Genomic DNA, 25,477 nt, shown 5'->3' with positions numbered 1-25,477 from the left:
TTTCGGGTAATGAGCACCCCTACACTCCCATTCACCTGCATTAACAGACAAGTCGGGCACCGGTCCGTTGGCCGAAAACCTCGATCGGGCTTAGGCTGACGGCACCTGTCCGGCAAGTCTGGCGTGGGAGGTTTGTCTGTGAGTGCTCCGACCCGTGTATCGCGAGCTACCGGCGATTCACCTCGCGCTCGACCGCGGCCGTCCAATATCACGTGCAAAATTCTGATGGCCGTGACGGGACTGATCTTCGCCGCTTTCGTGCTCGTCCACATGATCGGAAACCTGAAGGTCTACACCGGGGCCGATCACTTCGACGACTACGCACACTGGCTACGCACAGTGTTCGAACCCTTCCTGCCATACGAGGGACTTCTGTGGATTCTTCGCATCGTCCTGCTCGCGTCATTGGTCGCACACGTCTGGTGCGCCTGGTTGCTCACCGTCCGTGGCCGCCGAGCTCGAGGGAAGTTTCGACGTAAAAGCTTGGGAATCAAGTCCTTTACCGCGCGCACAATGCCCGTCACCGGAGCAGTGCTGCTGCTGTTCGTCATCTTCCACATACTCGACCTCACCACCGGAACCCGCCCCATCGGCAGCACCGAGTACGAAGCGGCCACGCGCACGCAGAGTTACGCATACGACAACCTGATCGCCAGCTTCGAGCGTCCACTGGTGGCGTCGTTCTACATCGTCGCGATGGCTCTGCTGGCAATGCACCTCGCGCACGGACTCTGGAGTGCGGTCAACGATCTCGGCGTGACCGGCCAACGGCTGCGCCAGATTGCCGTTGCACTCTCCGGAATCTTTGCGCTCGTCGTGATGGTCGGAAACATGTCGATCCCCATCGCGGTGATGACCGGCGTCATCTCGAAGACAGGAGCGTCATAAGTGAACAGCTTCGAACTCGACGATCTGCGCAGCATCGGGACGCCGGTGGACGGTAAGGTCCCAGCCGGCGATCCGGAGACAGCCTGGCCCACTCGCAAACTCGACTACAAGCTCGTCAGCCCGCTCAACCGGCGCAAGTTCACGGTCATCGTCGTCGGTACCGGACTCGCCGGCGCGGCCTGCGCCGCCTCACTTGGTGAACTGGGCTACCACGTCGAATCCTTCACCTTCCACGATGCACCGCGCCGTGCACACAGCGTCGCCGCGCAGGGCGGCATCAACGCCGCTCGTGCCCGAAAGGTGGACAACGACAGTCTCGCCCGCTTCGTGAAGGACACCGTCAAGGGCGGCGATTTCCGCGGCCGCGAGGCCGACTGCTTCCGACTCGCAGAGGAATCCGTACGCGTCATCGATCACATGAATGCCATCGGAGCACCGTTCGCCCGTGAGTACGGCGGCACTCTCGCTACCCGATCCTTCGGCGGCGTACAGGTGTCGCGCACGTACTACACGCGCGGGCAGACAGGCCAGCAGTTGCAGATAGCGTCGTCGCAGGCACTGCAACGTCAGATCGCAGCCGGAACGGTCAACCTCCACACCCGAACCGAGATGCTCGATCTCATCGTTTCGGACGGCCGAGCACAAGGGATAGTCACACGCGATCTCGTGACCGGTCAGATCGGCGCCACCACAGGCCATGCCGTCGTACTGGCCTCCGGCGGGTACGGCACCGTGTTCCACAAGTCCACACTTGCGAAGAACTCCAACGCCACCGCCGCATGGCGAGCGCACCGACGCGGCGCGCTGATTGCTTCACCCTCGTTCATCCAATTCCATCCGACGGCACTTCCCGTCAACTCCGAGTGGCAGTCGAAAACCATTCTGATGAGCGAATCACTACGCAACGACGGCCGGATCTGGGTACCGGCTAAGCCCGGAGACGATCGCGAACCAGGCGACATTCCCGAAAATGAGCGCGACTACTACCTCGAGCGCAAATATCCGGCGTTCGGGAACCTCTCTCCCCGCGACGTCTCTTCACGGGCCGCCCGCGAGCAAATCGACTCCGGTCACGGCGTCGGTCCTCTGAAAAACAGTGTGTACCTGGATTTCCGCGACGCATTGGCACGGCTCGGCCGCAAGACCATCGAGGAGCGGTACGGAAATCTGTTCTCGATGTATCGCGATGCCACCAGCGAAGACCCCTATACGGTGCCGATGCGCATCGCCCCCGGAGCCCACTTCACCATGGGAGGACTGTGGAACGACTACGACCAGATGACCTCCATCCCCGGCTTGTTCGTCGGTGGTGAGGCAGGGTGGGGCTACCACGGGGCCAACCGCCTCGGCGCCAATTCGCTGCTTTCGGCATGCGTCGACGGCTGGTTCACCCTCCCGTACGCGATTCCGAATTATCTTGCGCCGCTGCTCGGATCAGCACCTCTCGAACTTTCCGATCCCGCTGTGACGTCGACGCTCAGTGACGTGAGCGGTCGGGTGGACCTGCTGCTCTCGGTCGGCGGAACACATGGCTCCGACAGGTTTCATCGACAACTGGGCGAGATCCTCTATGCGGGTTGCGGTGTCACCCGAACGGCCGAAGGCTTGACCAAGGCCATCTCCGAAATCCGAGCATTACGAGGCGATTTCTGGTCGAACCTACGAGTCGCCGGCAGCGGAAACCAGTTCAACCAGGAGCTGGAAAGGGCCGGCAGGGTAGCCGATTTCCTTGAACTCGCCGAACTGATGTGCGTCGATGCTCTCGATCGTGACGAGTCCTGTGGAGCGCACTTTCGGGCCGAACATCAAACTCCCGACGGCGAAGCACAGCGAAACGATAAGGACTGGTGCTTCGTCTCCGCGTGGGAAACCGCCAAGGACGGCAGACACATTCGACACGACGAGCCGTTGTCCTTCACCGCTGTTCCACTGCAGACGAGGAACTACGTATGAAAATCACCGTGGACGTGTGGCGCCAATCCGGACCGGAGTCGTCCGGTGCATTCGACACCTACCAAGTAAACGACGCGACAGTGGAGATGTCACTGCTGGAACTTCTCGACCGACTCAACGACCAACTCGTGGAGAGCGGCAACGAACCCATCGCCTTCGATTCCGACTGCCGAGAAGGGATCTGTGGGTCCTGTGGCATCACGGTCGACGACGTTCCCCATGGGCCGGTTGCGAACACTCCCACGTGCCGTCAGCACCTGCGCAGCTTCTCCGACGGTGACCGAATCAAACTGGAACCGTTCCGCTCCGCCGCTTTTCCGGTGGTCCGCGACCTCGTGGTGGATCGTTCGGCTCTCGACCGGGTCCTCGAAGCCGGTGGCTATGTATCGGTCAATGCGGGAACTGCACCGGACGCAGACAGCCAGCCGCTCTCGCATCAAAGTGCCGAAGCTGCACTGGACTTCGCCGCGTGCATCGGCTGCGGCGCTTGCGTAGCAGCCTGCCCCAACGGTGCCGCGCACCTCTTCACCGGTTCCAAACTGACCCACCTGTCCCTCGTCACGCAGGGACGCAACGAACGTGGCAAGCGGGCCCGAGCGATGTCGCACCAGATGGAGGCCGATTTCGGGCCGTGCTCGACCTACGGTGAATGCGCGGAGGTGTGTCCCGCGGAGATACCGCTGACCGCGATTGCCGCTGTCAACAAGGAATCGATGCGATTCGGATTGCGGTGCAAGGACAACTGAGCCTCACCAGGCGCCGATCAGCTTCATCCACGCGCCGCCGATGATCGTCCAGATCAGGATGATCACGACGCTCATCACGAAACCGATTCGGAACCATTCCGAGGTCTTGATGTATCCGGAACCGTAAATCACTCCGGCCGGACCGGACGCGTAGTGCGAGATACCGCCGAACAGGCTGCCGATGAAGCCGAATACCAGGGCTGAGAACAGCGGCGGTGCACCGGTTGCCACCGCCGCGCCGAGAAACACCGCGTACATCGCGACGATCTGCGCGGTGTTCGACGCAAACAGATAGTGCGCGTAGAAGTACACCAAGGTCAGGATCGCAAAAGCCCAGATCCACGGCAAACCGTCGACACTCGAGGAGACCTGGGTTCCGATCCACGAGATCACGCCGAGTTCTTCGAGATGGCTTGCCATACCGACCAGCACGGCAAAGAACACGAGCGTCTGCCACGCCCCGGTGTCGTGGACCAGGTTGTTCCACGTCAGCACCTTGGTCACCAACAGGATGCCGATTCCGACAAATGCTGTTGTAGTGGCATTGACGTTGAGCTGCGAGCCCAGGCACCAGAGCACCAGCAGCAGAACGAAGGTGGCGGCCATGATCTTCTCGTTGCGGCTGATCGGACCTGCCTTGCGCAGTTCCTCCCTGGCTTGCTCGGGCGCTTTCGGAGTCTTCAACATCGTGGGCGGGAAGATCTTCGACATCACCCACGGGATCGCGATGAGACTTGCAATTCCCGGAACCGATGCTGCCAGCGCCCATTTGCCCCACGAGATGTCGATGCCGATCTTGGCCGCCGCATCGACGGCGACGGGGTTACCCGCCATGGCGGTAATGAACATCGCGGAGGTCACGACGTTGACTTGCAGCGACGTGAGCAGCAGATATGCTCCGAGCTTCTTGCGAGAGTCCTCGGGCTCGGGATTGGAGTCCTCCAACTTGCTCAGTGAGACGATGATCGGATAGACGACGCCACCGGCGCGGGCGGTGTTCGACGGTGTCGCCGGAGCAAGTATCAAGTCCGTCAACGCCATTCCGTACGACAATCCGAGGCTCGACTTGCCGAGTTTGGTCACGAACATGAGTGCAACCCGTTTGCCGAGCCCCGTGACCAGAAAGCCCTCGGCGATGAAGAACGACGCGACGATCAGCCAGATCGTGGTGTTACTGAAGCCGGACAACGCTTCTGTCGGCGTCTCCGTCTGGGTGATCATGGCGATCGACAGGCCCACCAGCGCCACCGAACCCGTCGGCAGTGGTTGCAAAATCAACGCCACGATGGTGCCGACGAAGATTCCGAGCATGTGCATGCCCTTGGGGTCCACACCGTCCGGAACCGGCATGAAATAGATGATCAAGCCGAGGATGACGGGCACCGCAGCCGGGTAGTACCGCCTGAGCACCGATTGTTTCGACGGCTCCGTCGGCGGTGTGTTGGCCGGCGGTGTCTTTGCCGGCGGTGTCGTTCCAGCGAGAGACTCGGTGCTTTCGGATTTGGCCTCGGACATGTACATCTCCTCGACTTCTCGCCCCAGGTGATCGCCCCAGATCATTGTCCCCCAAACGTCCGGTTTTCGTGCGGTCAATCGAAGGTCGAGAGAATGCCCTCCTGCGGTATCCGATTCTCTGGATTCCGCAGGAGGGCTCATCCCGGGGCGCAGACAGCGGCCCGGGGCGCGACACATCTCCCTCATAAGGGTGCGCCAATCGATCAACAGGAGGCGCCGGCGTGCCGCAAGCTTGAATCTCGGAGAGACCCTGTTTCGGTGTTGTTCCAGCATGCCAATCGGCGCTCGTCTGCACATGGGTCGAATGGCCTGTTCAACTACCTGTTTCCGCTCAGCACCGAGTACACCGACGTTTTGTATCGGTCCGCAAAACAGGTATGTAACGGGGTAATTGAGTCGTTGTCGGCAAGCGTGTGAGACCGCGAATCTAGCCACGCCTCCGAACTGCAATCTGGAGACGAGGCCTTCACAGCCTGTCCACCTCAATCACATTTCAGCACTGACGATTTCGTCTACCGCGATATGCAGCAGAACACTCGAGCCGCACGCCGAGCAGAGATCGCTGTCCCGTCAGACCGATCAAGGAAAATATCATGGGAAACCACCGGAAAAACAAACGTTCACACACCAAACGATTCGTCACGATAGCCGCAGGAGCAGGCGTTCTGACAATTGGCGGTGCAATCGTCAACACCGGCGTAGCCCGTGCGCACGACTGGTCGCAGGTGGCCATGTGCGAGAGTTCCGGCGACTGGAACATCAACACCGGCAACGGCTTCTACGGCGGACTTCAATTCACGCAGTCGACGTGGGATGCATACAAACCGGCAGGTGCACCGACTCGCGCCGACTTGGCGTCGACAGCCGATCAAGTCGCGGCCGCGGAAGCAACCCTCTCAGCTCAAGGTATCGGCGCGTGGCCGGTATGTGGCGCTTACCTAGGTTGGGGCGGCACCACCCCTGATTCGACAACCTCGGCTCGATCGTCGGTAGGTTCAGCGGGCGACACGGTGACAGTCTCCGAGGGCGATACGTTGTTCAACCTTGCCGCTGCGAAAGGTATTCGTTGGCAGGATGTTTGGGTCATGAATGCGTGGATTGCCGACCCCGACCAGATCCGTGTGGGCGATGTGATCCAATTCTGAAGCAAATCGGCCGACAATGTAGACCCTCGAATCGAGAACGTCGGTATCGGGCCGCCGACTGGTTGCGCCATCTATTGTCGGGAATGTGACGGAATCCGACGCCCACGAAGACTCGACTGAATCGACGACGGCTGATCACCCGAGAAGACGTCCACTGTGGCGTGAGATTCTCATCCTCGTTGTCGTCGCACTTGTCCTGAGTGTTGTCATTCAGAACTTCGTCGGACGCATATTTCTGATCCCGTCGGAGTCCATGGAACCGACGCTTCACGGATGCACCGGCTGCACGGGAGACAAGATTTTTGTCGACAGAATCAGCTATAGATTCGGGGATCCACAGCCTGGGGATGTGGTCGTGTTCAAGGGGCCCGAATCCTGGAACGACGAGTATCAATCCATTCGATCGGACAACTCGGTGGTCCGGGCACTTCAAGGACTCGGATCCATCGTCGGTTTGGTCCCGCCGGACGAGAACGATCTCGTGAAGCGGGTGATCGCGGTCGGTGGGCAAACCGTGCAGTGCCTGTCCGAGGAAGAGGGGCTTCGAGTGAATGACAAGCCACTGACCGAGCCGTACATCGACAATCGCATTCCGGGCAACGGTACCTCTTGTCAAGGAAGGTATTTCGGGCCTGTCACGGTTCCCGACGGGAACCTGTGGGTGATGGGCGACAACCGCGCCCATTCGAAGGATTCACGTTTCCATCTCGATGACGAACGCAGCGGAACGGTGCCGATCGACAACGTCATCGGCAAGGTTCAATTGATCGTCCTTCCCTTCTCGCGGTGGGGCACCGTGGGCTCGTTCGATCCGCAGTGACAGATCGAATCAGCCAGTTAGCCCGCATCTTCGGACGGCACAGTCGACATGACTCCGCTTTCGGACGATCATCGAGCACATCTGTTGCCGAGGGTAGGAGAACCACATGCGTGCACGACGCATCACCGCCAATCTCAAAGTCGCCGATGTCGGAGCCGCCAAGAGTTTCTACTCCGACTATCTCGGCCTGAGCACCGAAGAGTTCAACATGGGGTGGGTCGCTCGCTACACCTCTCCCGACACCGGCGCGAACGTACAACTCGTCACGCACGACGCCACTGCAGCCGAGGACTCGGTCATCTCCGTCCACACAGACGACGTCGACGGCGCCTACGAAGAGGCCCGAAGGCTCGGCTACGAAATCGTGCACCCCATTACGACCGAAGAGTGGGGTGTTCGCCGATTCCTCGTCCGGGCACCCGACGGCAACGTCGTCAACATCGTGCGACACCGGGACTGAGCACTGGAAAGACTCCATTCGACGTTTTAGGTCATTTGACCTAGAGTTGAGCGCATGACCGACTCATTGCAGTATTCAGCCGACGGCCCGATCCTCGTGGCAGGCGGATACGGAACCGTGGGCAGCGCCCTGACCGCCTTGCTCGCCCCCGACTTCCCACTACTCCTCACCGGACGCACCCCCGAGCGCGGCAACGAACTGGCCAGCCGCCACGGCGCTTCCGTCCGCCGCTGGGACCTCCTCGACCCGACGCCCTTCGACGCGTCCGTACGCGCGGTCGTATCGACGGTCAACGATCCCCACGATCGTGTTCTGTCCGCCGCCGTCGAGGCCGGAATTCCCTACGTGGACATCACCCGCTGGACAACCCGCGTCGCTCGCGCCGCCACTCTGGCGGGTCAGAAGTCGCCGAGCGCACCGGTGTACCTGTCGTCCGGATGGATGGGCGGAGTCACCAATGTCGTCGCCGCAGCGCTGGCCGAGGAACTAGGTGGCGCGAGCACGATCGACGTCTCGATTCGCTACGACGTCAACGACATTGCCGGGCTCGACTCCGTCGACTTCATTGATCGTCTCGGCCAGGATTTCGAGGTGATGCAGCAAGGAAACCCGATCACCGTCAGCCCGTTGACGGATACACGCTGGGTCGACTTCCCCGGATCGCGCACCAAGGTCGGAAGAATCGACACTCCGGAACAATTCACGTTCCCCATGACCCTGGGCGCCGAAACTGCCAGCACTCGAATAGGTTTCAGTTCGCATGCATCCACAACTGCGCTGCTCGCCGCCAAGAAGGTGGGTCTGTTCCGTTGGGGTCGCGGCGACCGCTTCACACCGCTACGACGCGGACTCCTGTACTCGCCTGGCAAGGGCGGGAGTGCGCAAGTACGCATCGACGTCACCGGCCCGAACGGCACGACAAGCGCAACAATCGTCGACCCGCAGGGCCAAGCTCACCTCACCGCGGTGGGCGGCGCGCTTGCCGTCAGACAAGCCTTGGCCGACGATGCCCAGCCTGGAGTCGCTTTCCCCGAGTCGCTTCCGAACCCGCGCCGCACCGTCTCCGAGTTGGAGAGCTTCGGGGTGGCAGTATTGCGGGCATGACCCCCTCCAAGGGCGCCGCCCGCGCGGAAGCACTTCTCGACGCAGCAGAACAGGTCCTCGCCACGCAGGGCAATGCCAACTCGGCGATGCGCGATTTCGCAGCCGCAGCCGGAGTGCGGGTGGGGCACCTGCAGCACTACTACCCCACCCGTGCAGATCTCATCCGCGCAGTCATGTCACGGGCATTGACCCGCTCACTGGATCGCCTTGCCGTCGTCACGGATACGGATCAGAGTCTTTCCCGTGAGGAATCCGAACACTTCATCGGAGTCCTGCTCGGAGAACAAGACGACCAGGCCACGGTGCGTCTGTACGTCGAAGTATGGGCCATTGCGGCGGCGGACCAAGAAGTGGCGGTCGTGGTTCGAGACTTCTACGCGCAGTACATCGCACACGTAGAGCGCGCTGTTGCGTGTGCACAACCGGATCTGGATGCGGCGGACCTGGGCGCGGCAGCGCAGACCATCGTGAGCCTGCTCGAGGGTTCCGCAATTCTCCGATCGGGAATCACCGGCCGAAAGTCCGAGGCTTCGGACCGAAAGCTCGTGGACACACTGCAGTACCTGATTCACGGGTCCTGACTCGGACGTATCGTAAAGCCCATGAGCGTTGCAAACGAATGGAGCCGAATCGAAGCGTGGTGCCGTACACACGCACCGGTGACGGCTGCAGCGTTTCAGCCAGGGCTCGGTGACGCCGTTATCGAGGAATTCGAAGCGTCGACCGGCGTCACGTGGCCCCAGGAACTTCGCGAGCTGTATCGGGTGCACAACGGCAGCCTGACCCACGACGACCGGACCGGGCTCTTTCTCGGCAGCGTGCTTCCCGACAAGTTCTTCTACCCCATCGACGTCGCAACCGAAGTTCGACTCACTCTGCTCGAAACGTGGGACGAGACGATCTACGAGAATCCGGACCTCTACGCCGAGGACGAGATGGATCGACACGATCAACGCGACGCAGGCACTGCCGCAACCATGTTCATCCCCTCGTTCCTTCCCTTTGCCGGACTGGACGAGTACCACTACTTCGTGGACACACGAAACGGCGCACTCCATCATTGTGTGACCGAGTATGCGTCGGACGCCACTGACAACGGCGGTCCGATCTGGGCGTCCATCTCGGTCATGTTGGGCGCCCATGCCGCAGCGTTGGAAACAGGATCCACGATCGGAGTGTGGAAACCCGTTGTCAGCAAGGGTGTTCTGGAATGGGAAGTCGACGCATGACACCCAAGCAGGATCCGACCCGTCGTACCCTCGCCGACGGGCGTCAGATCTTCTACTTCGACGATGCCGGCCGTACCCGCGCCCACTCTGCGCGAGATTCCCGCGAATTGCCGGCTCTCGACCACTCGTCTCGGATGAGGTTCGACGTTCTCACCGGGGAGTGGGTCACCATGGCTTCGCATCGCATGACACGGACACATCTCCCCTCCGCCGCCGAATGCCCGTTGTGCCCGACCAACGAAACACGCACGCCCACAGAGATACCCGACGGAGACTACGACGTCGCGGTGTTCGAGAATCGGTTTCCGAGCTTTGCCGCGGCGCCCGAGGAAGCCATTGACGGTCCCGGAGACGGTGTGGGCGATCGCCCAGCTGTCGGCCACTGCGAAGTGATGTGTTTCTCGAGCGATCACACGGCGTCCGTCGGCGAGCTTCCACTCGAACGCATGCGTACGATTGTGGGTGCATGGATTTCTCGGACCGAAGAGTTGTCGGCGGATCCGGTTGTGGAACAGGTGTTCTGCTTCGAGAACCGCGGCGAAGAAATCGGGGTGACACTCACCCATCCGCACGGACAGATCTACGCATACCCGTATGTCACGTCACGCACCCGATCGATGTTGACGCAGGCGGACAAACACTTCGAGCGCACCGGTCGCTCACTGCTCGCCGATGTTCTGGCGTTCGAACGCGAGGACGGGGCCCGGTTGATCTACGACGGCGATCACTGGAGCGCCTACGTCCCGACCGCCGCACGATGGCCCATCGAGATTCACCTGGCACCGCACCGAGACGTCCCGGACCTTCCCTCGTTGAACGACCAAGAGCGCGAAGAGCTTGCGGTCGTTTACCAAGATCTCCTGCGCCGTATCGATCGCTTCTATCCGGGCGTCGATCGGGTACCGTACATCGCGGCCTGGCACCAAGCTCCCGTCCGCATCGACCGACCTCTGGGTCGACTGCATCTTCAGCTGTTCTCGATCTTGCGCGCACCAGGCAAGCTCAAATACCTCGCCGGGTCCGAGTCCGCCATGGGCGCCTGGGTGAACGACACCATTCCCGAGGCAGTCGCGGCCCGCCTACGGGAGTTGAAATAGTGGATACCGTCTCGAAACCATCTGTGCTCCAACAGTTTCGCGATGCCTATGGCTATCCGGCAACCGGAGCCTGGGCGGCACCCGGTCGAGTCAACCTGATCGGTGAACACACGGACTACAACGGTGGATTGTGCCTACCGGTCGCTCTCGAGCAGCGAACGCTGGTTGCCGTCGCACTGCGCAGCGACGGGGTTGTCCGCGTGCACAGTCGGCAATCCGACGAGACATACACCGGGCCCCTCGGCGACATAGCAGCAGGATGGGCCGCCTACCCCACCGCCGTTCTGTGGTCTCTTGCGCGCCGAGGCCTCCCGCTCGGAGGAATCGATCTGGCAGTCGACTCGTCGGTACCGGTCGGGGCCGGGCTGTCGAGTTCCGCTGCCCTCACCTGTTCGGTTGCGTTGGCCGTCAATGAACTTCACGATTCACCATTCACCCGCGATGAGCTGGTACAGATATGCATCCAGGCGGAGAACGACGGCGTCGGCGCACCGACCGGTGGGATGGATCAAACCATTGCCCTCTTTGCCCGACCCTCGACTGCGCTCCTGTTGGACTGCCTGGACGGATCCACCGAACCCATCCCTTTCGAACTCCACGGTGCGGGGTACGAACTGATCGTCATCGACACTCGGGTCAAACACTCGCTCGCAGACGGAAAGTACGGGTTGCGACGCTCTCAATGCGTCGATGCAGCAGCAGCTATCGGCGTCGGCAGCTTGCGAGAGGCTACTGCAGACCAAGCCGAGACAGTGCGAGACCCAATCCTCCGGGCGCGGGCACGGCACGTTGTGACCGAGATCGAACGGACACGAAAGACCGCAGAGCTTCTGCGCAGCAACAGATTCAGCGACGTCGGCGAGCTGTTCGACAACTCCCACGCGTCGTTGCGCGACGACTTCGAGGTCTCGTGTGAAGAACTCGACGTCGCCGTTGCCGCAGCACGACGCGGCGGCGCGATCGGTGCGCGGATGACCGGCGGCGGATTCGGAGGTTCGGCCATCGCGTTGGTTCCGGAAGGAAGTCATGCGGAGGTCATCGCGTCGGTGAGCCGCGACTTTGCGGCGCGGGGTTGGCGAGCACCCCACTTTCTCGGCGTCGTTGCCGGGGGTTCGGCCGCCCGCCTCTGAGCGAACGGCACGTTCAGCGCACTGGAGGCGCCGAACGTACCGTTCGCCCTGGTTGGGACCCCTCGAGATCCCCCTCACATAAATAGTCATCTCAGATGCGAATTATGTAGGTTCAGATCATGCAACTGACGCAGTTCACCGATCTGGGATTGCGCGTCGTCATGCGGTTGGCCGTACTCGACGCGGATGCCTCCCCCAGTACCCGGGATGTTGCGCAGCAGCTCAACGTGTCGTACTCCCATGCCACCAAGGTGGTTACACGGATCGGTGAGCTTGGCATCGTCACAACCAGGCGTGGTCGCGGCGGTGGGCTTTCCATCACCGAACTCGGCCGCACCGCCACCATCGGCTGGCTGGCCAGACGCCTCGAAGGCCCGGGTGAAGTCGTCGACTGCGAAGGCGACAAACCGTGCCCACTTCGCGGCGGCTGCCTCCTTCGGAGCGCTTTGCGCGAAGCACAGGAAGCGTTTTTCGTTTCACTCGACGCGGTCACGATCGAAGACGTCATCCGGCAGCCGTCCAAAACTGTCCTGCTACGCCTCACCACCCGGAGCGACGAAGCAGGCTGATCAATCGAATTTCGACCGAACGGAGCAGCTCATGCTTTCCCCACAGTCAACCGAGGTCATTCGCGCCACCCTTCCCGTGGTCGGCGCCGCCATCGGCGATATCACAACCCTGTTCTACCGCAGGATGTTCGACGCACATCCTGAACTCGAACGTGATTTGTTCAATCGCGGCAATCAGAAACAGGGCGAACAGCAGAAGGCTCTCGCCGGCGCCATCGCGGCATTCGCGACGCTTCAGCTCGAGCCGGACAGCGCCAAGGTCGATCTCATACTCTCACGCATCGCGCACAAGCATGCGTCGCTGGGAATCACGCCCGACCAGTACGCAATCGTGCACGAACACCTCTTTGCCGCGATCGTCGAAATACTAGGCGATGCAGTCACTCCCGACGTCGCAGCAGCCTGGGACGAAGTCTACTGGCTGATGGCGGAAACCCTCATCACGATGGAGCGTGGCCTCTACCAACTCGCCGGCGTCGACGCCGGTGACGTCTGGCGCACGGTCAGGATCAGCGAACGAGTTCTTCAGTCCGCCGATACCGTCTCCCTGACGCTCACTTCGCTAGACGGCAGTGCACTCCCCACCTTCGCACCCGGACAGTATCTTTCGGTCGGGGTTACGCTGCCCGACGGCGCTCGCCAGATCCGCCAATACAGCCTGTGTTCGATACCGAGCAGCGCAGACTGGCGGATCAGCGTCAAGCGAATCTCCGGTACTCCTGATGGCGAAGTGTCGAACTTCCTCTACAACAACGTATTCGAAGGTCAGGAACTCTCCGTCACCACGCCTTTCGGTGATCTCACCATGCCGGATGACAACTCACCTCTCCTACTCGCGTCGGCCGGAATCGGTTGCACACCGATGATCGGGATGCTCAATCATCTCGTGGACACCGGCGCCGAGCGTTCGGTCTCTGTCATTCATGCTGATCGATCCATCGCGGACCATGCTCACCGCGCGGAACTCAGCACACTCGTCGACAAGATTCCCGCCGCAACTTTGCATCGTTGGTACGAGGATCTCGGCACGCACGTGGCGTTCGGATCTGTTCACGAAGGACGGGCGGATTTGCAAGACATTGCAGTGGAGCCCGATACCCAAGCCTTCCTCTGCGGGCCGATGCCGTTCATGTTGGCGATGCGCGCATCGTTGCTCGAAAGGGATGTTCCGGCAAAGAATATCCACTACGAGGTCTTCGGGCCCGACAGCTGGGCCAACACCTGAGCGGACCACTGCCTGCGAACTGGACCTTGGCGCGCCACGGTAATCCCTTGTGTACTCGACGAAACATACGTACCGAGTAGTGGGAGACCGACATGATCACGTCAGCGTCGATGACGGGAGTCGCGCTGATAGCCCTGGCGATGGTTCTGACACCGGGCCCCAACATGATCTACCTGGTGTCACGCAGCATCAGCCAGGGCCGCCGGGCAGGCTTGATCTCGCTCGGCGGAGTCGCAACCGGTTTCCTGGTCTACCTCGCCGCCACGTGCGCTGGACTGACAGCGGTTCTCTTCGCCGTACCCACGGTGTTCACCGCGGTGAAAATCGGCGGCGCCCTGTATCTGGCCTATCTCGCCTGGTCGACGCTCCGACCAGGTGGAAAGTCCGCCTTCGAGGTGGGCGAAGTCGACCGCCACGGTAGCGGCCGTCTGTTCGGGATGGGGTTGACCACCAATCTGCTCAATCCCAAGATTGCGCTGATGTACGCGGCCCTGATCCCCCAGTTCGTCGATCCCACTGCGGGCCCGGTCTGGCAACAGGCACTCGTACTCGGCGGCGTGCAGATCCTGGTCGCAGTCACCGTCAACGCGTTGATCGTGTGCTGTGCGGCGGCCGTGTCGACCTTCCTCGTGGCACGTCCGGTATGGATGCGGGCTCAGAAGTGGCTAGCTGGTGGCATTCTCGGAATCTTCGCCACCCGCATGGCCCTGGAGTAGTTTCAGTCCTTCGGGCGTTGGTCGATCAGCCGACGCGCTTTACCGATCGAGCGTTCGAGTCCGCCGGGTTCGAGAACGTTAACCTCGACCGTGACACCGATCTTGTTCTTCACCAGCTTCTGCAAATCAGACGACGCTGCCGCATGTTCCGAAATTGCCGCGTCTGGGCGAGCCTCGACGCGAACTGTCAGGGTGTCCATACGACCCGGACGCTCCAGCACACACTGGAATTGAGGCGCGAGGGCGGGGACCGTCAGGATCAGTTCTTCGATCTGTGTGGGGAACAGATTGACCCCACGCAGGATGATCATGTCGTCGGTCCGGCCGGTGACCTTCTGCATCCGTCGCATCGAGCGCGCCGTCCCGGGCAACAGACGGGTCAGGTCCCTGGTTCGGTAGCGAATGATAGGCAGCGCTTCCTTGGTGAGCGAGGTGAAAACGAGCTCACCTTCCTCTCCGTCCGGCAGCACCTCACCCGTGACCGGGTCGATGATCTCCGGGTAGAAGTGGTCTTCCCAGATATGGAGCCCGTCTTTGGTTTCCACACATTCCATTGCCACGCCCGGGCCCATGATCTCGGAGAGTCCGTAGATGTCGACGGCGTGCATGTCGAGTTGTTGTTCGAGCTCGGTACGCATCTGTTCGGTCCACGGCTCCGCTCCGAAAACTCCAACCCGCAGCGAGGTTTTCGAAGGATCAATACCCTTCTTGATCATCGCATCCACGATGGTCAACATGTACGACGGCGTCACCATGATCGCGTCGGGTTCGAAGTCCTCGATCAGTTGGATCTGCCGCTCGGTCATGCCACCGGACATGGGAATGACCGTGCAGCCCAAACGCTCCGCACCGTAGTGTGCTCCCAACCCGCCGGTGAACAGACCGTACCCGTAAGCCACGTGCACCTTGTCCGAAGACCGCACGCCGCCGGCCGAGAGACTGCGCGCGATGAGATCGGCCCAGTTGTTCAGGTCGTTGCTCGTGTACCCCACCACCGTCGGGCGACCGGTGGTCCCCGAAGACGCGTGAATTCGCGAGACCTTGTCCTGGGGCACCGCAAACATCTTGAACGGATAGTTCTCACGCAGATCCGCTTTGGTGGTGAAGGGGAACTTCGCGAGATCGCTCAGATCCTTCAAGTCGCTCGGGTGGACGCCGGCGTCGTCGAAAGCTTTGCGGTAGTGCGGAACATTGGTGTACGCGTGCATCAGTGACCATTGCATCCGCTCGAGTTGGAGCGTCGAAATGCGGTCCCGGCTGGCAAATTCGATTTCTTGCGAAGTAGCAGTGGCGAGTTCGGTCATGATTGTCTCCGGTGGGCTCAGTGAGGGCGCTGTGCGGGCGGTCAGGCGTCGAAATCGACTGTTATCTGTTCACCGACAGGAAAGGTCTGGCAGGTCAGCACGAAACCCGCGTCGACTTCGGCGTCTTCGAGTGCGTAGTTCCTGCGCATCTCGACATCACCGCAGGTGACCTTGGCGCGGCAGGTTCCGCACACTCCGCCCTTGCAGGCAAAGGGCAGATCCGAGCGGTACTGTTCAGCCGCATCGAGAATCGACTGGTCGCGTGGCAACGTCGCGGTGGTCGATCGACCGTCGAGAGTAATAGTCACCTCGCTGCTCGGTCCGACAATTCCGCGCTCACGATGCACTGCGACCGGCGGAGCGACGTCGTCGACGTAGAACAGCTCGTGATGGATGCGATCCTTGGCAATTCCCAAGCCGGCCAGCACTTCCTGGGCGTCGTTGACCATCCCGAAGGGGCCACACAACCAGAAGCCGTCGACTTGGTCGCACGGCACGAGAGAGGTGAAGATCTCACGCAACCGGTCGGCGTCGAGACGGCCCGAGAACAACTCGACTTCCCGCGGCTCGCGAGAGAGAACGTGAATGACGTCCAGGCGTGCACCGTACCGGTCCTTCAGGTCGGCGATTTCTTCGGCGAACATCACCGAACGAGTACGCCTGTTCCCGTACAGCAGGGTGACATCGGCCTCGGGGTTCGCCAAAAGTGTTGCAGCGATGGAAAGCATGGGCGTGATGCCGGAGCCCGCCGCGATCAGAACGTGCCGTCCACCCAATGCCGGATCGGCGACAAAATTGCCCGAGGGGCCCTGGACGTCGATTTGATCCCCGGCCTTGACGTCGCGCACCAACCAGGTGGAGAAGAGTCCGTCTGCTACTTCGCGGACCCCCACACGTGGAGACGCCCCTACCGGTGCACAGATCGAGTAGGAACGACGGTGTTCGACGCCGTCGATCATCCGCCGCAGTGTCAGTGACTGCCCGGCGCCGAAATCGAATTGATCGGCGATATCGGCAGGCACGTCGAAGGTGACGGCAACTGCGTCGTCGCACAGTGATTCGACACCGGCGACCGTCAACGGGTGAAATGGTTTGTTCCGGTTCGTCGTTGCGGTACTCATCTGTTCAGATCTCCTTCACGTGATCGAACGGCTCGAGGCAGTCGAGGCAGCGATACAGCGCTTTGCACAGGGTCGCACCGAATTCCGAACTCAGTCTGGTGTTTGCCGAACCGCACTGGGGGCAGAGGATGTCGCGGGGCTTGGCCGTCAACGTCAATGCGATCGGCCCCGAGGTGCGGCGCGGCGCTGCCCCCGGCACCGAGTACCCAGCCGTCCGAAGTTTCGCGAGCCCCTCTTCGCTGATCCAATCCGAACTCCAAGGCGGCGACAGTTGAGTCTTGATCCGGACGCTGCCGTATCCCGCATCGTTCAGCTTGTGCTCGATGTCGTCTCGCATCGTCGCCATCGCGGGACACCCGGAATAGGTGGGAGTGATTGTCACACAGACGAAGTTCGCTTCGACGTCGACCGATCGGATGACGCCGAGGTCGGCCAGAGTAAGCAGTGGCATCTCCGGATCCATCACCGAGGCGACGATCTCCTGCGCGGAAGAGACGGTGGTGGCAGCCACGGTCACCACACCCCTTCCGGGTGCTCCCGAGCGACGCTCTGCATTTCGGCAAGAAGAAGTCCCAGCGCCCCGGTGTGCAGTCCGGCACGTCCGCCGCGGCCGCCGACGAAACCGGAGAAACGTGAAGGCGGCTCTTCCATTTCGGCCGCATGGAGGACCTGGGCAAGAACAGCGTCGAACTCCGGCCGAACAGTACGCGGATCCACTCCGACGCCAACTTCTGCCAAAACGAGTTCGTCCTGAGTGGGAACAAAGAGTTCGTCCACGAACGGGAAGATCTCGAGCAAGGCGTCGGCCGTCCGACGCTTGGATTCTGCCGTGCCGGCACCCAAGGTGACGACCCATCTTGCCGCGTAGTCGCGGTGATAGGTCAGTTCCTTGACACCTTTGTTCGCCACAGCTGCGAGAACCGGATCGCGCGACGTGCGCAGCCGATCGAACAGCGCCAGCCGCCAGGTCGAGAACACGAGTAGCCGAACGACCGTGTGCGCGAAGTCGCCGTTGGCGAGTTCCACCAGTCTCACGTTGCGGAAACCGAACTGATCACGAAAGAAGGCGAGCGCATCTTCGGCCGGCACCGGCGACGTATCCGAGATGAACGGAACCACAGTGGAATCGGCTGCTGCCGCGCGAGCCAGCAGCAGCCTGGCCTGCCCGATCAAGTCCAGGCCGACGTTGGCGAGAGCTACCTCTTCTTCGAGTTCCGGTGCTCGCGTGGACCATTCGGCGAGTCGTTGCGAACTGACGAGCGCGTCGTCACCGAGCATGAGGCAGTAGCGCGCCAGCGCACCGAGATCGACGTCGCCGGGCACCGTGGTGTCGACTCCGGCGAGGGGGTCGTCGAAGCTGGTTCCGAACGCCCACTGACCGTGGCCGTCACCGTCGACCAGGCCGTCGTAGGCACTGTCGTGATCGTTCATCTGTTGGTCCTCGAAGTCGAAGTGATTCTCACATGTGGGGAACGGAGTCCGGGATGTCGTAGAAGGTCGGGTGCCGGTAGACCTTGTCGCCGCTCGGCGCGAAGAACGGATCCTTTTCTGCCGGACTCGAAGCCACGATTTTCGCGGATGGCACGACCCAGATACTCACGCCTTCGTTACGTCTGGTGTAGACGTCGCGCGCGTGGCGTAACGCCATCTGGTCGTCTGCCGCGCGCAGGGATCCGACATGCACGTGGTTCAGTCCGCGCTTTCCCCTCAGAAATACCTCGTACAAAGGCCATTCGCCCCGCACCTGATCGCCCTGTACCTGATCGTTCTCGCTCATGATGTTTCCCCAGTCGTGCGATCGTGCGCGAGTCTCTCGCGCTGTGCAAAGGCGTAGGCGGCGTCGCGAACCCAGGCCCCGTTGTCGTGTGCGGCTTTCCGATTGGTGATCCGCTCGACGCTCGCCGCTCCGTTGCCGCGGACCACATCCATGAATTCGCTCCAGTCCGGCTCACCGAAATCGTGTGCGCCACGCTCGGGGTTCCAGCGCAGGTCGGGATCAGGGAAGGTCACACCGAGTATCTCGGCCTGCGGTATCGACATGTCCACGAATCGCTGCCGCAGTTCGTCGTTCGTGTGCCGCTTGATGCGCCACTTCATCGACTGCTCGGTGTTCGGCGATTCGTCGTCCGGCGGTCCGAACATCATCAGAGCGGGCCACCACCATCGGTCGACGGCTTCCTGCACCATCGCACGTTGAGCTTCCGTGCCGCGCATCATCGTCGCCAACAACTCGAAGCCTTGCCGCTGATGGAACGATTCCTCCTTGCACACACGGATCATCGCGCGCGCATACGGCCCGAAGGAGCTGCGGCACAGCGGAACCTGATTGCAGATAGCGGCTCCATCGACCAGCCAGCCGATCACACCCACGTCGGCGTAGGTCAGCGTCGGATAGTTGAAGATCGAGGAGTACTTCTGCTTTCCCTCGATCAGTTTGGTGGTCAGATCGCCACGATCGGCACCGAGCGTCTCGGCCGCGGAGTAGAGATACAGACCGTGCCCGGCCTCGTCCTGGACCTTCGCCATCAAGATCGCCTTGCGTCGCAACGAAGGCGCACGGGTGAGCCAGTTTCCCTCGGGCTGCATTCCGATGATCTCGGAGTGGGCATGCTGGGCAACCTGACGAATCAGAGTCTTGCGGTAGCCGTCCGGCATCCAGTCGCGAGGCTCGATGCGCTGGTCTGCCGCGATCGTCTCGTCGAACAGGTTCTGCAGGTCTTGTGGAGCTTCCACGTTGGTCATCGTACCTACCTTTTATTACCGAATGATCGGTTGGTAACTAGTGTGCACCGAGGTGTCCCAGCGCACAAGAGAATCTTTCGACGCACCAGAAATCAGCGGCCCTCGAAAACCGGCTTCTGCTTCGACAGGAAAGCCGTGACCGCGCCTTGATGATCTGCCGTGGAACCCAGCTCCACCTGCGCGTTCGCCTCGGCCTCCAGCGCCTGGGAAAGCCCAGGAGCAACGGCACGGATCAGCGATTTCACGTGGGCGAAGGCCGCGGTGGGTCCGTCGGCAAGCCGACGCGCGAGTACCCGAGCCTCAGCTGCGACGTCCTCGTCGGCCACCACGCGATGAACCAATCCCCACTCCAGTGCGCTCTGCGCGTCGAACTTGTCGCCGAGCAACATCAGGCCACTGGCGCGGCTAGGTCCGAGCGCGTGCACGAGCGCATGACTGAGCCCGGAGTCACTGGCCAGACCGATGCCGGTGAATGCCGTCGCAAAGCTCGCGCGGGCCCCCACGACCCGGATGTCTCCGGCCAACGCGATTCCCAACCCGGCCCCGACGCAGGCCCCGCCGATACCCACCACTACCGGGACAGAGAGCGTCGACAGCGCCGTGACGATGGGGTTGTAGTGCGCGGCGACGGTATCCATCGCGTGCGCCGGATCAGCATCCAATGCTGCGGCGTGCTCGCCCAGATCCTGACCGACGCAGAAGTTCTTGCCTTCGGCGAGAATCAACACCGCTCGAACGCCTGCGTCCGCGCGGACCTGCAGCAACGCTTCGAGCAGCTGAGACTTCATTTCGCCGTTGACGGCATTGGCTGCCTCAGGCCGGTCGAGAGTGATTGTCGCCAAACCTCGCTCGATCTCCAAGCGGATCACGTCAGTCATCGATGTTCCTTTCGCAGGCAGTTCGGTTCAGCTCCATGTGTGAAAACCCTGTCCCGTCTTGCGCCCCAACTCGCCGCGAGCCACCTTCTCTCGCAGCAATGCTGGAGGAGTAAATCGATCACCGAGAGTGCTCGCGAGGTGTTCGGCGATCGCCAGGCGCACATCCAACCCGACCAGATCTGTCGAACGAAGCGGCCCCATCGGATGCCGGTACCCCAATTCCATGGCCCGGTCGATCGATTCCGCGTCCGCCACACCTTCTTCGAGCATGCGGATGGCTTCGAGCCCGAGACCGACGCCAAGCCGGCTGGTTGCAAAACCAGGTGAGTCGTTGACGAGCACCTCGGCCTTGCCGAGCATCGACACCCATGCCCGTACCGAGTCGACAACCTCGGGGCGGGTCTGAGGCGCCCGGACGATCTCGACCAACAGCGACGCCGGGACTGGATTGAAGAAGTGCATACCGATGAACCGGCTCGGATCCGTCAGCGCTGCGCCGAGTTCGGCGATCGACATGGAACTGGTGTTGCTGGCGATCACGGTGCGTTCTCCGGCAACGGTTTCCGCAGCGGCGAGCACCTCGACCTTGAGGGCCGCAATTTCCGGGACCGCCTCGACGATCAGGTCGAGCGACGGGGGTAAGGAGCTCACTGCGCCTACGACGCTCACGCGCGCGAGGACCGTCGCGGGATCCTGGTCGCCGAGTTTCCCTCGCTCGTGGGCGCGGTCGAGGCCGGTGGAAACACGCTGTAACGCTGCCTCGGCGTCGCCGCTCTCCGCGATGGTGACCGCCCCGCCGAGACCGGCGAACACCTGGGCGATACCTGCACCCATACGTCCACCGCCGATGACTCCGACGGTCTTCGGTGCAACTGCTTCAGTCATGATTTCTTCTCCAGGAAGGCCGTCATGCGATCACGCTTGTCGGAACTCTCGAACAGGACGGCTTGGGCGATGTCGTCGGCAAACGGATGCGATCCCGGCGCGTCGACGATGATCTTCGTCAATCGCAGTGCCAGCGGGGACAGTCGGGAAATACGGTCGAGCAGCCGATGCGCTGCATCGACATGGCAGTTCGGTTCGGTCACCTCGACGACCAGGCCCGCTCGTAGCGCCTGCTCGGCGTCGAGGTTCCTGGCACCGAGGAGCACTTGCTTCGCGATCGAGACTCCGACGAGCTTCGGCAGCCGATAGCTGGCGCCGGCGGCTGCCATTATGCCGAGATTGGGCTCGGGATTACCGAAGACCGCCGTCGTTGTCGCGACGCGAATGTCACAGGCGTAGGTCAACTCTGCCCCGCCGCCGAGCGCATAGCCGCTCACGGCGGCCACGGTGGGCAGCGGGAGCTTTCCGATACGGTCGAACAGGGTCCGGTTGATACCCGCAAACGCTTCCTCTCGTCCGCGCGCTCGGAGCTCCGCGATGTCAGCGCCGCCCGCGAAGTGGTCTCCGCGCCCGGCAAGCAGGAGCAGCTTCGGATCCCGTTCGAGGCGTCCACAAACCTGATGCAGTTCGTCGATCATTTCCGCGTTGATCGCGTTGCGTTGCGCGGGCCTGTCGAGGGTGACCACGACGCGATCCTCGCGCTCGTCCACGTGCAGGGTGTTCACATTCGCTCCTTCTCGCTCTCTTACATTAATAACCGAACATTCGGTCGTTTGGCAAGGGTGAAAACGAGGTTGGTGCACAGCTTTGCCCGAACTGAGAAGATGGGGGCATGACTACGGCACGCCCCACTCGACGCACCGGCCTCCCCGGACGTCCCGGCTACGACCTCGATTCGCTCTTAGCCGTGGCTGTAAAGGTGTTCAACGACAAGGGCTACGACGGCGCCAGCATGGAGGTGCTCGCCAAGAAGCTCGGCATCACGAAGTCCTCGATCTACCACCACGTGTCCGGCAAGTCGGAACTTCTCGAACTCGCACTTTCGCGTGCCCTCAACGCCCTGTTTGCGGTCACGACCGAAGAAGGCGCCACCACCGGTCCGTACATCGACCGGCTCGAATACCTGGTCCGGCGCAGCGTAGAGGTGCTGGTCGCAGAGCTTCCGTACGTCACCCTGCTCCTGCGCGTCCGCGGCAACACGACGGTCGAGCGGGCCGCACTCGCCCGTCGACGCGAATTCGACAACTTCGTCGGAGGCCTCGTCTCGTCCGCCGCAGCGGAGGGAGACCTGCGCCCGGACATCGAACCGGCCCTCGCGAGCAAGCTGATGTTCGGCACCGTCAACTCACTGATCGAGTGGTACAAACCCCGAGCGGGCGAGTCCGTCTCCGACATTGCCGACGCGGTCGTCGCCGTCACTTTCGACGGACTTCGCAAGGCCTGATTCCAGGCAGTTCTGCCGAATCCTTGACAACGCGGCGTTACCGGGCGATCGTAATTACCGACCGAACGTACGGTGAGATGGAGTTGTCGTGAGCAGACTGTTGGAAAGCTATGTAGCCGGTCGCTGGTACGCCGCACCGGACGCAGGTACCCCGTTGCCGAGCGCAGTGGACGGATCGGAGGTGGCCCGGATCTCCGCAACTGGCGTCGACCTCGCCGAGATGGTTACGTACGCACGCGAGGTCGGCGGGCCTGCACTGTCTGCGATGACCTTCCATGAACGTGCCGGCGCGCTCAAGGCTCTCGCCCTCACGTTGATGGCAGGAAAAGCCGAGTTCTACGCACTCTCCACTGCCACCGGCGCGACGACGCGAGATTCCGGCGTGGACATCGACGGTGGATTCGGAACCCTGCTGAGCTACGCGAGCAAGGCTCGGCGCGAATTGCCCGACAGCACAGTCTTTCTGGATGGAAACGTCGAAGCTCTGGGCAAGGGCGGAACTTTCCTCGGGCAACACATCTATACGTCACGCCGCGGCGTCGCCGTACAGATCAACGCCTTCAATTTCCCGGTGTGGGGGTTCCTGGAGAAGCTGGCACCGGCATTCATCGCGGGTGTGCCGTCCATCGTCAAACCTGCCAGTTCCACGGCATATCTCACCGAACTCGTCTTCCGGCGCATCATCGAATCAGGCTTGCTCCCGGAGGGTTCCGTCCAACTGCTCTCCGGTAGTGCACGCGGCCTCCTCGATCACCTCGGCGGGCAGGACTCAGTGGCATTCACCGGATCCGCCGACACCGCCGCAACGCTGCGTGCTCACCCGAACGTCGTCGGCAAGGGCGTCCATTTCAATGCCGAGGCCGACTCACTCAACGCGTCGATCCTTGGCGAGGACGCCGTACCAGGAACGCCCGAATTCGATTTGTACGTCAAACAACTCGTCACCGAAATGACAGTCAAGGCGGGTCAGAAGTGCACGGCGATCCGGCGCGCCCTGGTGCCGGTCTCGCTGGTCGACGCCGTTGTCGATGCCGCATCCGAGCGACTGAACAAAGTGGTCGTGGGACACCCCGATGCCGACGGCGTCACGATGGGTGCGCTCGCCAGCATCGAGCAGCGCGATGAAGTCTTGAAATCCATTCGCGGTCTGACGAAGTCGGCAACTATCGTATTCGGAGACCCGGACAACGTCGACGTGATCGGTGCCGACGGCCAGTCAGGGGCCTTCCTTTCCCCTGTCCTTCTCCGGGCGGAAGAGAATGCGCACGAGGTACACGAACTGGAGGCCTTCGGACCCGTCAGCACCGTCATCGGATACGACGGCATCGATCATGCGATCGAACTCGCGGCCCGTGGCGAGGGAAGCCTCGTCGCCTCGGTGGTCACTGCCGACACCGACATCGCACGTCGACTGGTGCTGGGCCTCGCAGCTTTTCACGGCAGAGTGCTCGTCCTGAACCGCGACGACGCCAAGGAATCCACCGGCCACGGCTCTCCCCTTCCAGTCCTCGTACACGGCGGTCCGGGCCGTGCCGGCGGCGGTGAGGAGCTGGGTGGCATCCGCGGAGTTCTACACCACATGCAGCGGACGGCCGTGCAGGGCACACCCGACGTGCTCACCGCGGTCGGCGAGCGCTGGTTCACCGGGTCAGCGCGCACGACCGGATCCGAACATCCATTCCGAAAGAGTCTCGCCGAGTTGAAGATCGGCGACACCGTTGTCGGCGGTCCGCGCCAGGTCACACTCGCAGACATCGATCATTTTGCAGAGTTCACCGGTGACACCTTCTACGCACACACCGATCCGGTGGCCGCAGCGGCGAACCCGCTGTTCGGCGGCATCGTCGCACACGGCTATCTGGTTGTCTCACTCGCTGCCGGTCTGTTCGTCGACCCGGCTCCCGGCCCGGTTCTCGCGAACTTCGGCGTGGACAGCCTCAGGTTCCTGACCCCGGTGAAAGCCGAAGACAGCCTGACGGTCACCCTCACAGCCAAGACCATCACACCTCGCAGCAGCGCCGACTACGGTGAGGTTCGTTGGGATGCCGTGGTGACGAACCAGGACAACGATCCGGTCGCGACATACGACGTCCTGACTCTGGTAGCCAAGACTCGCCCCGAAGGGAATTGAAAGCACATGACCTATCGAGTAGCAGTATGTTACGGACGCCCCACCGATCCGGAGGCTTTCGACAAGTACTACAACGAGATCCACGTCCCGCTCGCCAGCGCAGTGCCAGGACTCTCAGACTTCACGTTCAGCAAGTGCTCGACGCTTGACGGCTCCGATCCAGTCTTCTACGCCGTCGCCAACCTGGTGTTTCCCGATCTCGAGACGATGCAGAGCGGCCTGAAGTCCCCGGAGATGGGCGCCGCTGGAAAAGATGTCGCAAACTTTGCCACCGGCACAGTCGACATGTACGTCCAGGAAGTTGTCTCGGTCCTCTAGACCCCTGCAATTCTCCGATCCCACAGGAGTTGTCTCGTGAGTACAGGAAGCATCACC

General features: G+C 61.9%; 27 protein-coding genes. 17 read left to right on the top strand and 10 right to left on the bottom strand.

Annotated elements, in window-relative coordinates:
• The first annotated feature begins 138 nt into the window (after nt 1–138).
• Genes QM596_RS02085 through QM596_RS02075 form a run of 3 tightly spaced genes read left to right on the top strand, consistent with a single transcriptional unit; the run spans nt 139 to nt 3,587 of the window.
• Nucleotides 139–888 carry a succinate dehydrogenase cytochrome b subunit gene (locus tag QM596_RS02085; protein WP_084325459.1) on the top strand — a complete coding sequence of 250 codons (750 nt, stop codon included), beginning with the start codon at nt 139–141 and terminating at the stop codon, nt 886–888.
• Nucleotides 889–2,841, top strand: coding sequence for a fumarate reductase/succinate dehydrogenase flavoprotein subunit (locus QM596_RS02080; protein WP_283307967.1), 1,953 nt, complete (start codon nt 889–891; stop codon nt 2,839–2,841). It abuts the gene before it with no gap.
• Nucleotides 2,838–3,587, top strand: coding sequence for a succinate dehydrogenase/fumarate reductase iron-sulfur subunit (locus QM596_RS02075; RefSeq protein ID WP_283307966.1), 750 nt, complete (start codon nt 2,838–2,840; stop codon nt 3,585–3,587). Before QM596_RS02080 ends, QM596_RS02075 begins: the two co-directional genes overlap by 4 nt.
• 3 nt (nt 3,588–3,590) lie before the next feature.
• Here the strand turns inward: QM596_RS02075 and QM596_RS02070 are convergent, their stop codons facing one another.
• Entirely contained in the window at nt 3,591–5,102 is a 1,512-nt protein-coding gene (locus QM596_RS02070) for an anion permease (RefSeq protein ID WP_047889067.1), read from the bottom strand.
• A 593-nt stretch (nt 5,103–5,695) separates the two neighbouring features.
• Between QM596_RS02070 and QM596_RS02065 the strand changes: the two genes are divergently transcribed.
• From QM596_RS02065 to QM596_RS02015, 11 genes are all read left to right on the top strand, one after another.
• On the top strand, nt 5,696–6,247 hold the full coding sequence (locus QM596_RS02065) for a LysM peptidoglycan-binding domain-containing protein (RefSeq protein WP_283307964.1): 552 nt from the start codon (nt 5,696–5,698) through the stop codon (nt 6,245–6,247).
• 85 nt (nt 6,248–6,332) lie between these two features.
• Nucleotides 6,333–7,067 (top strand): signal peptidase I, encoded by a 735-nt coding sequence (gene lepB / locus QM596_RS02060; protein ID WP_069145421.1) that lies wholly within the window; start codon nt 6,333–6,335, stop codon nt 7,065–7,067.
• Nucleotides 7,068–7,173: 106 nt separating this feature from the next.
• Nucleotides 7,174–7,527, top strand: a complete 354-nt coding sequence (locus tag QM596_RS02055; protein WP_020971115.1) for a VOC family protein — start codon at nt 7,174–7,176, stop codon at nt 7,525–7,527.
• A gap of 54 nt (nt 7,528–7,581) precedes the next feature.
• Nucleotides 7,582–8,631: a saccharopine dehydrogenase family protein gene (locus QM596_RS02050; RefSeq protein ID WP_283307963.1), complete on the top strand. Its 1,050-nt coding sequence runs from the start codon at nt 7,582–7,584 to the stop codon at nt 8,629–8,631.
• A complete protein-coding gene (locus QM596_RS02045; RefSeq protein WP_019745748.1) occupies nt 8,628–9,212 on the top strand; it encodes a TetR family transcriptional regulator in 585 nt (194 codons plus the stop codon). The genes QM596_RS02050 and QM596_RS02045 overlap by 4 nt, the downstream gene beginning before the upstream one ends.
• 21 nt (nt 9,213–9,233) lie before the next feature.
• Nucleotides 9,234–9,860: an SMI1/KNR4 family protein gene (locus tag QM596_RS02040; RefSeq protein ID WP_042953173.1), complete on the top strand. Its 627-nt coding sequence runs from the start codon at nt 9,234–9,236 to the stop codon at nt 9,858–9,860.
• Entirely contained in the window at nt 9,857–10,957 is a 1,101-nt protein-coding gene (gene galT / locus QM596_RS02035; protein WP_283307961.1) for a galactose-1-phosphate uridylyltransferase, read from the top strand. Before QM596_RS02040 ends, galT begins: the two co-directional genes overlap by 4 nt.
• The gene (galK, locus tag QM596_RS02030; protein ID WP_283307960.1) at nt 10,957–12,087 is read left to right on the top strand and encodes a galactokinase; all 1,131 of its coding nucleotides are present in this window, start codon (nt 10,957–10,959) and stop codon (nt 12,085–12,087) included. The genes galT and galK overlap by 1 nt, the downstream gene beginning before the upstream one ends.
• A 119-nt stretch (nt 12,088–12,206) precedes the next feature.
• Nucleotides 12,207–12,656 carry an RrF2 family transcriptional regulator gene (locus tag QM596_RS02025; RefSeq protein WP_283307959.1) on the top strand — a complete coding sequence of 150 codons (450 nt, stop codon included), beginning with the start codon at nt 12,207–12,209 and terminating at the stop codon, nt 12,654–12,656.
• 31 nt (nt 12,657–12,687) lie between these two features.
• Nucleotides 12,688–13,881 carry a globin domain-containing protein gene (locus QM596_RS02020; RefSeq protein ID WP_182261951.1) on the top strand — a complete coding sequence of 398 codons (1,194 nt, stop codon included), beginning with the start codon at nt 12,688–12,690 and terminating at the stop codon, nt 13,879–13,881.
• Between the two features lie 92 nt (nt 13,882–13,973).
• On the top strand, nt 13,974–14,597 hold the full coding sequence (locus QM596_RS02015) for a LysE family translocator (protein ID WP_019745753.1): 624 nt from the start codon (nt 13,974–13,976) through the stop codon (nt 14,595–14,597).
• 2 nt (nt 14,598–14,599) lie between these two features.
• On the opposite strand, the gene paaK is transcribed toward QM596_RS02015, so the two are convergent.
• The 9 genes from paaK to QM596_RS01970 all read right to left on the bottom strand — a co-directional run bounded on the left by paaK (nt 14,600) and on the right by QM596_RS01970 (nt 22,252).
• Nucleotides 14,600–15,901, bottom strand: coding sequence for a phenylacetate--CoA ligase PaaK (gene paaK / locus QM596_RS02010; RefSeq protein WP_283307957.1), 1,302 nt, complete (start codon nt 15,899–15,901; stop codon nt 14,600–14,602).
• A gap of 41 nt (nt 15,902–15,942) precedes the next feature.
• Nucleotides 15,943–17,022 (bottom strand): 1,2-phenylacetyl-CoA epoxidase subunit PaaE, encoded by a 1,080-nt coding sequence (paaE, locus tag QM596_RS02005; protein WP_283307956.1) that lies wholly within the window; start codon nt 17,020–17,022, stop codon nt 15,943–15,945.
• Between the two features lie 4 nt (nt 17,023–17,026).
• Nucleotides 17,027–17,485: a 1,2-phenylacetyl-CoA epoxidase subunit PaaD gene (paaD, locus tag QM596_RS02000; protein WP_046380078.1), complete on the bottom strand. Its 459-nt coding sequence runs from the start codon at nt 17,483–17,485 to the stop codon at nt 17,027–17,029.
• A 50-nt stretch (nt 17,486–17,535) separates the two neighbouring features.
• Entirely contained in the window at nt 17,536–18,453 is a 918-nt protein-coding gene (paaC, locus tag QM596_RS01995; RefSeq protein ID WP_042953177.1) for a 1,2-phenylacetyl-CoA epoxidase subunit PaaC, read from the bottom strand.
• 28 nt (nt 18,454–18,481) lie between these two features.
• The gene (paaB, locus tag QM596_RS01990) at nt 18,482–18,799 is read right to left on the bottom strand and encodes a 1,2-phenylacetyl-CoA epoxidase subunit PaaB (RefSeq protein ID WP_020909477.1); all 318 of its coding nucleotides are present in this window, start codon (nt 18,797–18,799) and stop codon (nt 18,482–18,484) included.
• Nucleotides 18,796–19,764 (bottom strand): 1,2-phenylacetyl-CoA epoxidase subunit PaaA, encoded by a 969-nt coding sequence (gene paaA, locus QM596_RS01985; RefSeq protein ID WP_007730621.1) that lies wholly within the window; start codon nt 19,762–19,764, stop codon nt 18,796–18,798. Before paaA ends, paaB begins: the two co-directional genes overlap by 4 nt.
• 92 nt (nt 19,765–19,856) lie before the next feature.
• Complete coding sequence (locus tag QM596_RS01980; RefSeq protein WP_020971122.1) at nt 19,857–20,642, bottom strand: enoyl-CoA hydratase/isomerase family protein; 786 nt, start codon at nt 20,640–20,642, stop codon at nt 19,857–19,859.
• A 27-nt stretch (nt 20,643–20,669) separates the two neighbouring features.
• Nucleotides 20,670–21,527 (bottom strand): 3-hydroxyacyl-CoA dehydrogenase family protein, encoded by an 858-nt coding sequence (locus QM596_RS01975; RefSeq protein WP_019745760.1) that lies wholly within the window; start codon nt 21,525–21,527, stop codon nt 20,670–20,672.
• Nucleotides 21,524–22,252: an enoyl-CoA hydratase/isomerase family protein gene (locus tag QM596_RS01970; protein ID WP_031330720.1), complete on the bottom strand. Its 729-nt coding sequence runs from the start codon at nt 22,250–22,252 to the stop codon at nt 21,524–21,526. The genes QM596_RS01975 and QM596_RS01970 overlap by 4 nt, the downstream gene beginning before the upstream one ends.
• Before the next feature lie 107 nt (nt 22,253–22,359).
• Between QM596_RS01970 and QM596_RS01965 the strand changes: the two genes are divergently transcribed.
• From QM596_RS01965 to QM596_RS01955, 3 genes are all read left to right on the top strand, one after another.
• Entirely contained in the window at nt 22,360–22,971 is a 612-nt protein-coding gene (locus QM596_RS01965) for a TetR/AcrR family transcriptional regulator (protein ID WP_019745762.1), read from the top strand.
• Between the two features lie 88 nt (nt 22,972–23,059).
• Nucleotides 23,060–25,102 carry a phenylacetic acid degradation bifunctional protein PaaZ gene (gene paaZ, locus QM596_RS01960; RefSeq protein WP_279163462.1) on the top strand — a complete coding sequence of 681 codons (2,043 nt, stop codon included), beginning with the start codon at nt 23,060–23,062 and terminating at the stop codon, nt 25,100–25,102.
• Nucleotides 25,103–25,108: 6 nt separating this feature from the next.
• On the top strand, nt 25,109–25,420 hold the full coding sequence (locus tag QM596_RS01955) for an EthD family reductase (protein ID WP_003943191.1): 312 nt from the start codon (nt 25,109–25,111) through the stop codon (nt 25,418–25,420).
• The last annotated feature ends 57 nt before the right edge of the window (nt 25,421–25,477 follow it).

The sequence above is a fragment of the Rhodococcus sp. IEGM 1406 genome, from assembly GCF_030056745.1.
In the GTDB taxonomy this organism is placed as follows: Bacteria; Actinomycetota; Actinomycetes; order Mycobacteriales; family Mycobacteriaceae; genus Rhodococcus_F; species Rhodococcus_F erythropolis.
This window is presented reverse-complemented; position numbering and strand designations above follow the sequence as displayed.

Excerpts from the sequence above, each read along its gene's own strand:
- QM596_RS02070 (WP_047889067.1), bottom strand. The coding sequence starts at position 5,102 with ATGTCCGAGGCCAAATCCGAAAGCACCGAGTCTCTCGCTGGAACGACA.
- QM596_RS01980 (WP_020971122.1), bottom strand. The coding sequence starts at position 20,642 with ATGACTGACGTGATCCGCTTGGAGATCGAGCGAGGTTTGGCGACAATC.
- QM596_RS02015 (WP_019745753.1), top strand. The coding sequence starts at position 13,974 with ATGATCACGTCAGCGTCGATGACGGGAGTCGCGCTGATAGCCCTGGCG.
- QM596_RS02045 (WP_019745748.1), top strand. The coding sequence starts at position 8,628 with ATGACCCCCTCCAAGGGCGCCGCCCGCGCGGAAGCACTTCTCGACGCA.
- QM596_RS02020 (WP_182261951.1), top strand. The coding sequence starts at position 12,688 with ATGCTTTCCCCACAGTCAACCGAGGTCATTCGCGCCACCCTTCCCGTG.
- paaE (WP_283307956.1), bottom strand. The coding sequence starts at position 17,022 with ATGAGTACCGCAACGACGAACCGGAACAAACCATTTCACCCGTTGACG.
- QM596_RS02040 (WP_042953173.1), top strand. The coding sequence starts at position 9,234 with ATGAGCGTTGCAAACGAATGGAGCCGAATCGAAGCGTGGTGCCGTACA.
- QM596_RS02075 (WP_283307966.1), top strand. The coding sequence starts at position 2,838 with ATGAAAATCACCGTGGACGTGTGGCGCCAATCCGGACCGGAGTCGTCC.
- paaA (WP_007730621.1), bottom strand. The coding sequence starts at position 19,764 with ATGACCAACGTGGAAGCTCCACAAGACCTGCAGAACCTGTTCGACGAG.
- paaD (WP_046380078.1), bottom strand. The coding sequence starts at position 17,485 with ATGGATCCGGAGATGCCACTGCTTACTCTGGCCGACCTCGGCGTCATC.
- galT (WP_283307961.1), top strand. The coding sequence starts at position 9,857 with ATGACACCCAAGCAGGATCCGACCCGTCGTACCCTCGCCGACGGGCGT.
- paaK (WP_283307957.1), bottom strand. The coding sequence starts at position 15,901 with ATGACCGAACTCGCCACTGCTACTTCGCAAGAAATCGAATTTGCCAGC.
- QM596_RS01975 (WP_019745760.1), bottom strand. The coding sequence starts at position 21,527 with ATGACTGAAGCAGTTGCACCGAAGACCGTCGGAGTCATCGGCGGTGGA.
- paaC (WP_042953177.1), bottom strand. The coding sequence starts at position 18,453 with ATGAACGATCACGACAGTGCCTACGACGGCCTGGTCGACGGTGACGGC.
- QM596_RS01965 (WP_019745762.1), top strand. The coding sequence starts at position 22,360 with ATGACTACGGCACGCCCCACTCGACGCACCGGCCTCCCCGGACGTCCC.
- QM596_RS02055 (WP_020971115.1), top strand. The coding sequence starts at position 7,174 with ATGCGTGCACGACGCATCACCGCCAATCTCAAAGTCGCCGATGTCGGA.
- QM596_RS02050 (WP_283307963.1), top strand. The coding sequence starts at position 7,582 with ATGACCGACTCATTGCAGTATTCAGCCGACGGCCCGATCCTCGTGGCA.
- QM596_RS01955 (WP_003943191.1), top strand. The coding sequence starts at position 25,109 with ATGACCTATCGAGTAGCAGTATGTTACGGACGCCCCACCGATCCGGAG.
- QM596_RS02025 (WP_283307959.1), top strand. The coding sequence starts at position 12,207 with ATGCAACTGACGCAGTTCACCGATCTGGGATTGCGCGTCGTCATGCGG.
- QM596_RS02065 (WP_283307964.1), top strand. The coding sequence starts at position 5,696 with ATGGGAAACCACCGGAAAAACAAACGTTCACACACCAAACGATTCGTC.
- paaB (WP_020909477.1), bottom strand. The coding sequence starts at position 18,799 with ATGAGCGAGAACGATCAGGTACAGGGCGATCAGGTGCGGGGCGAATGG.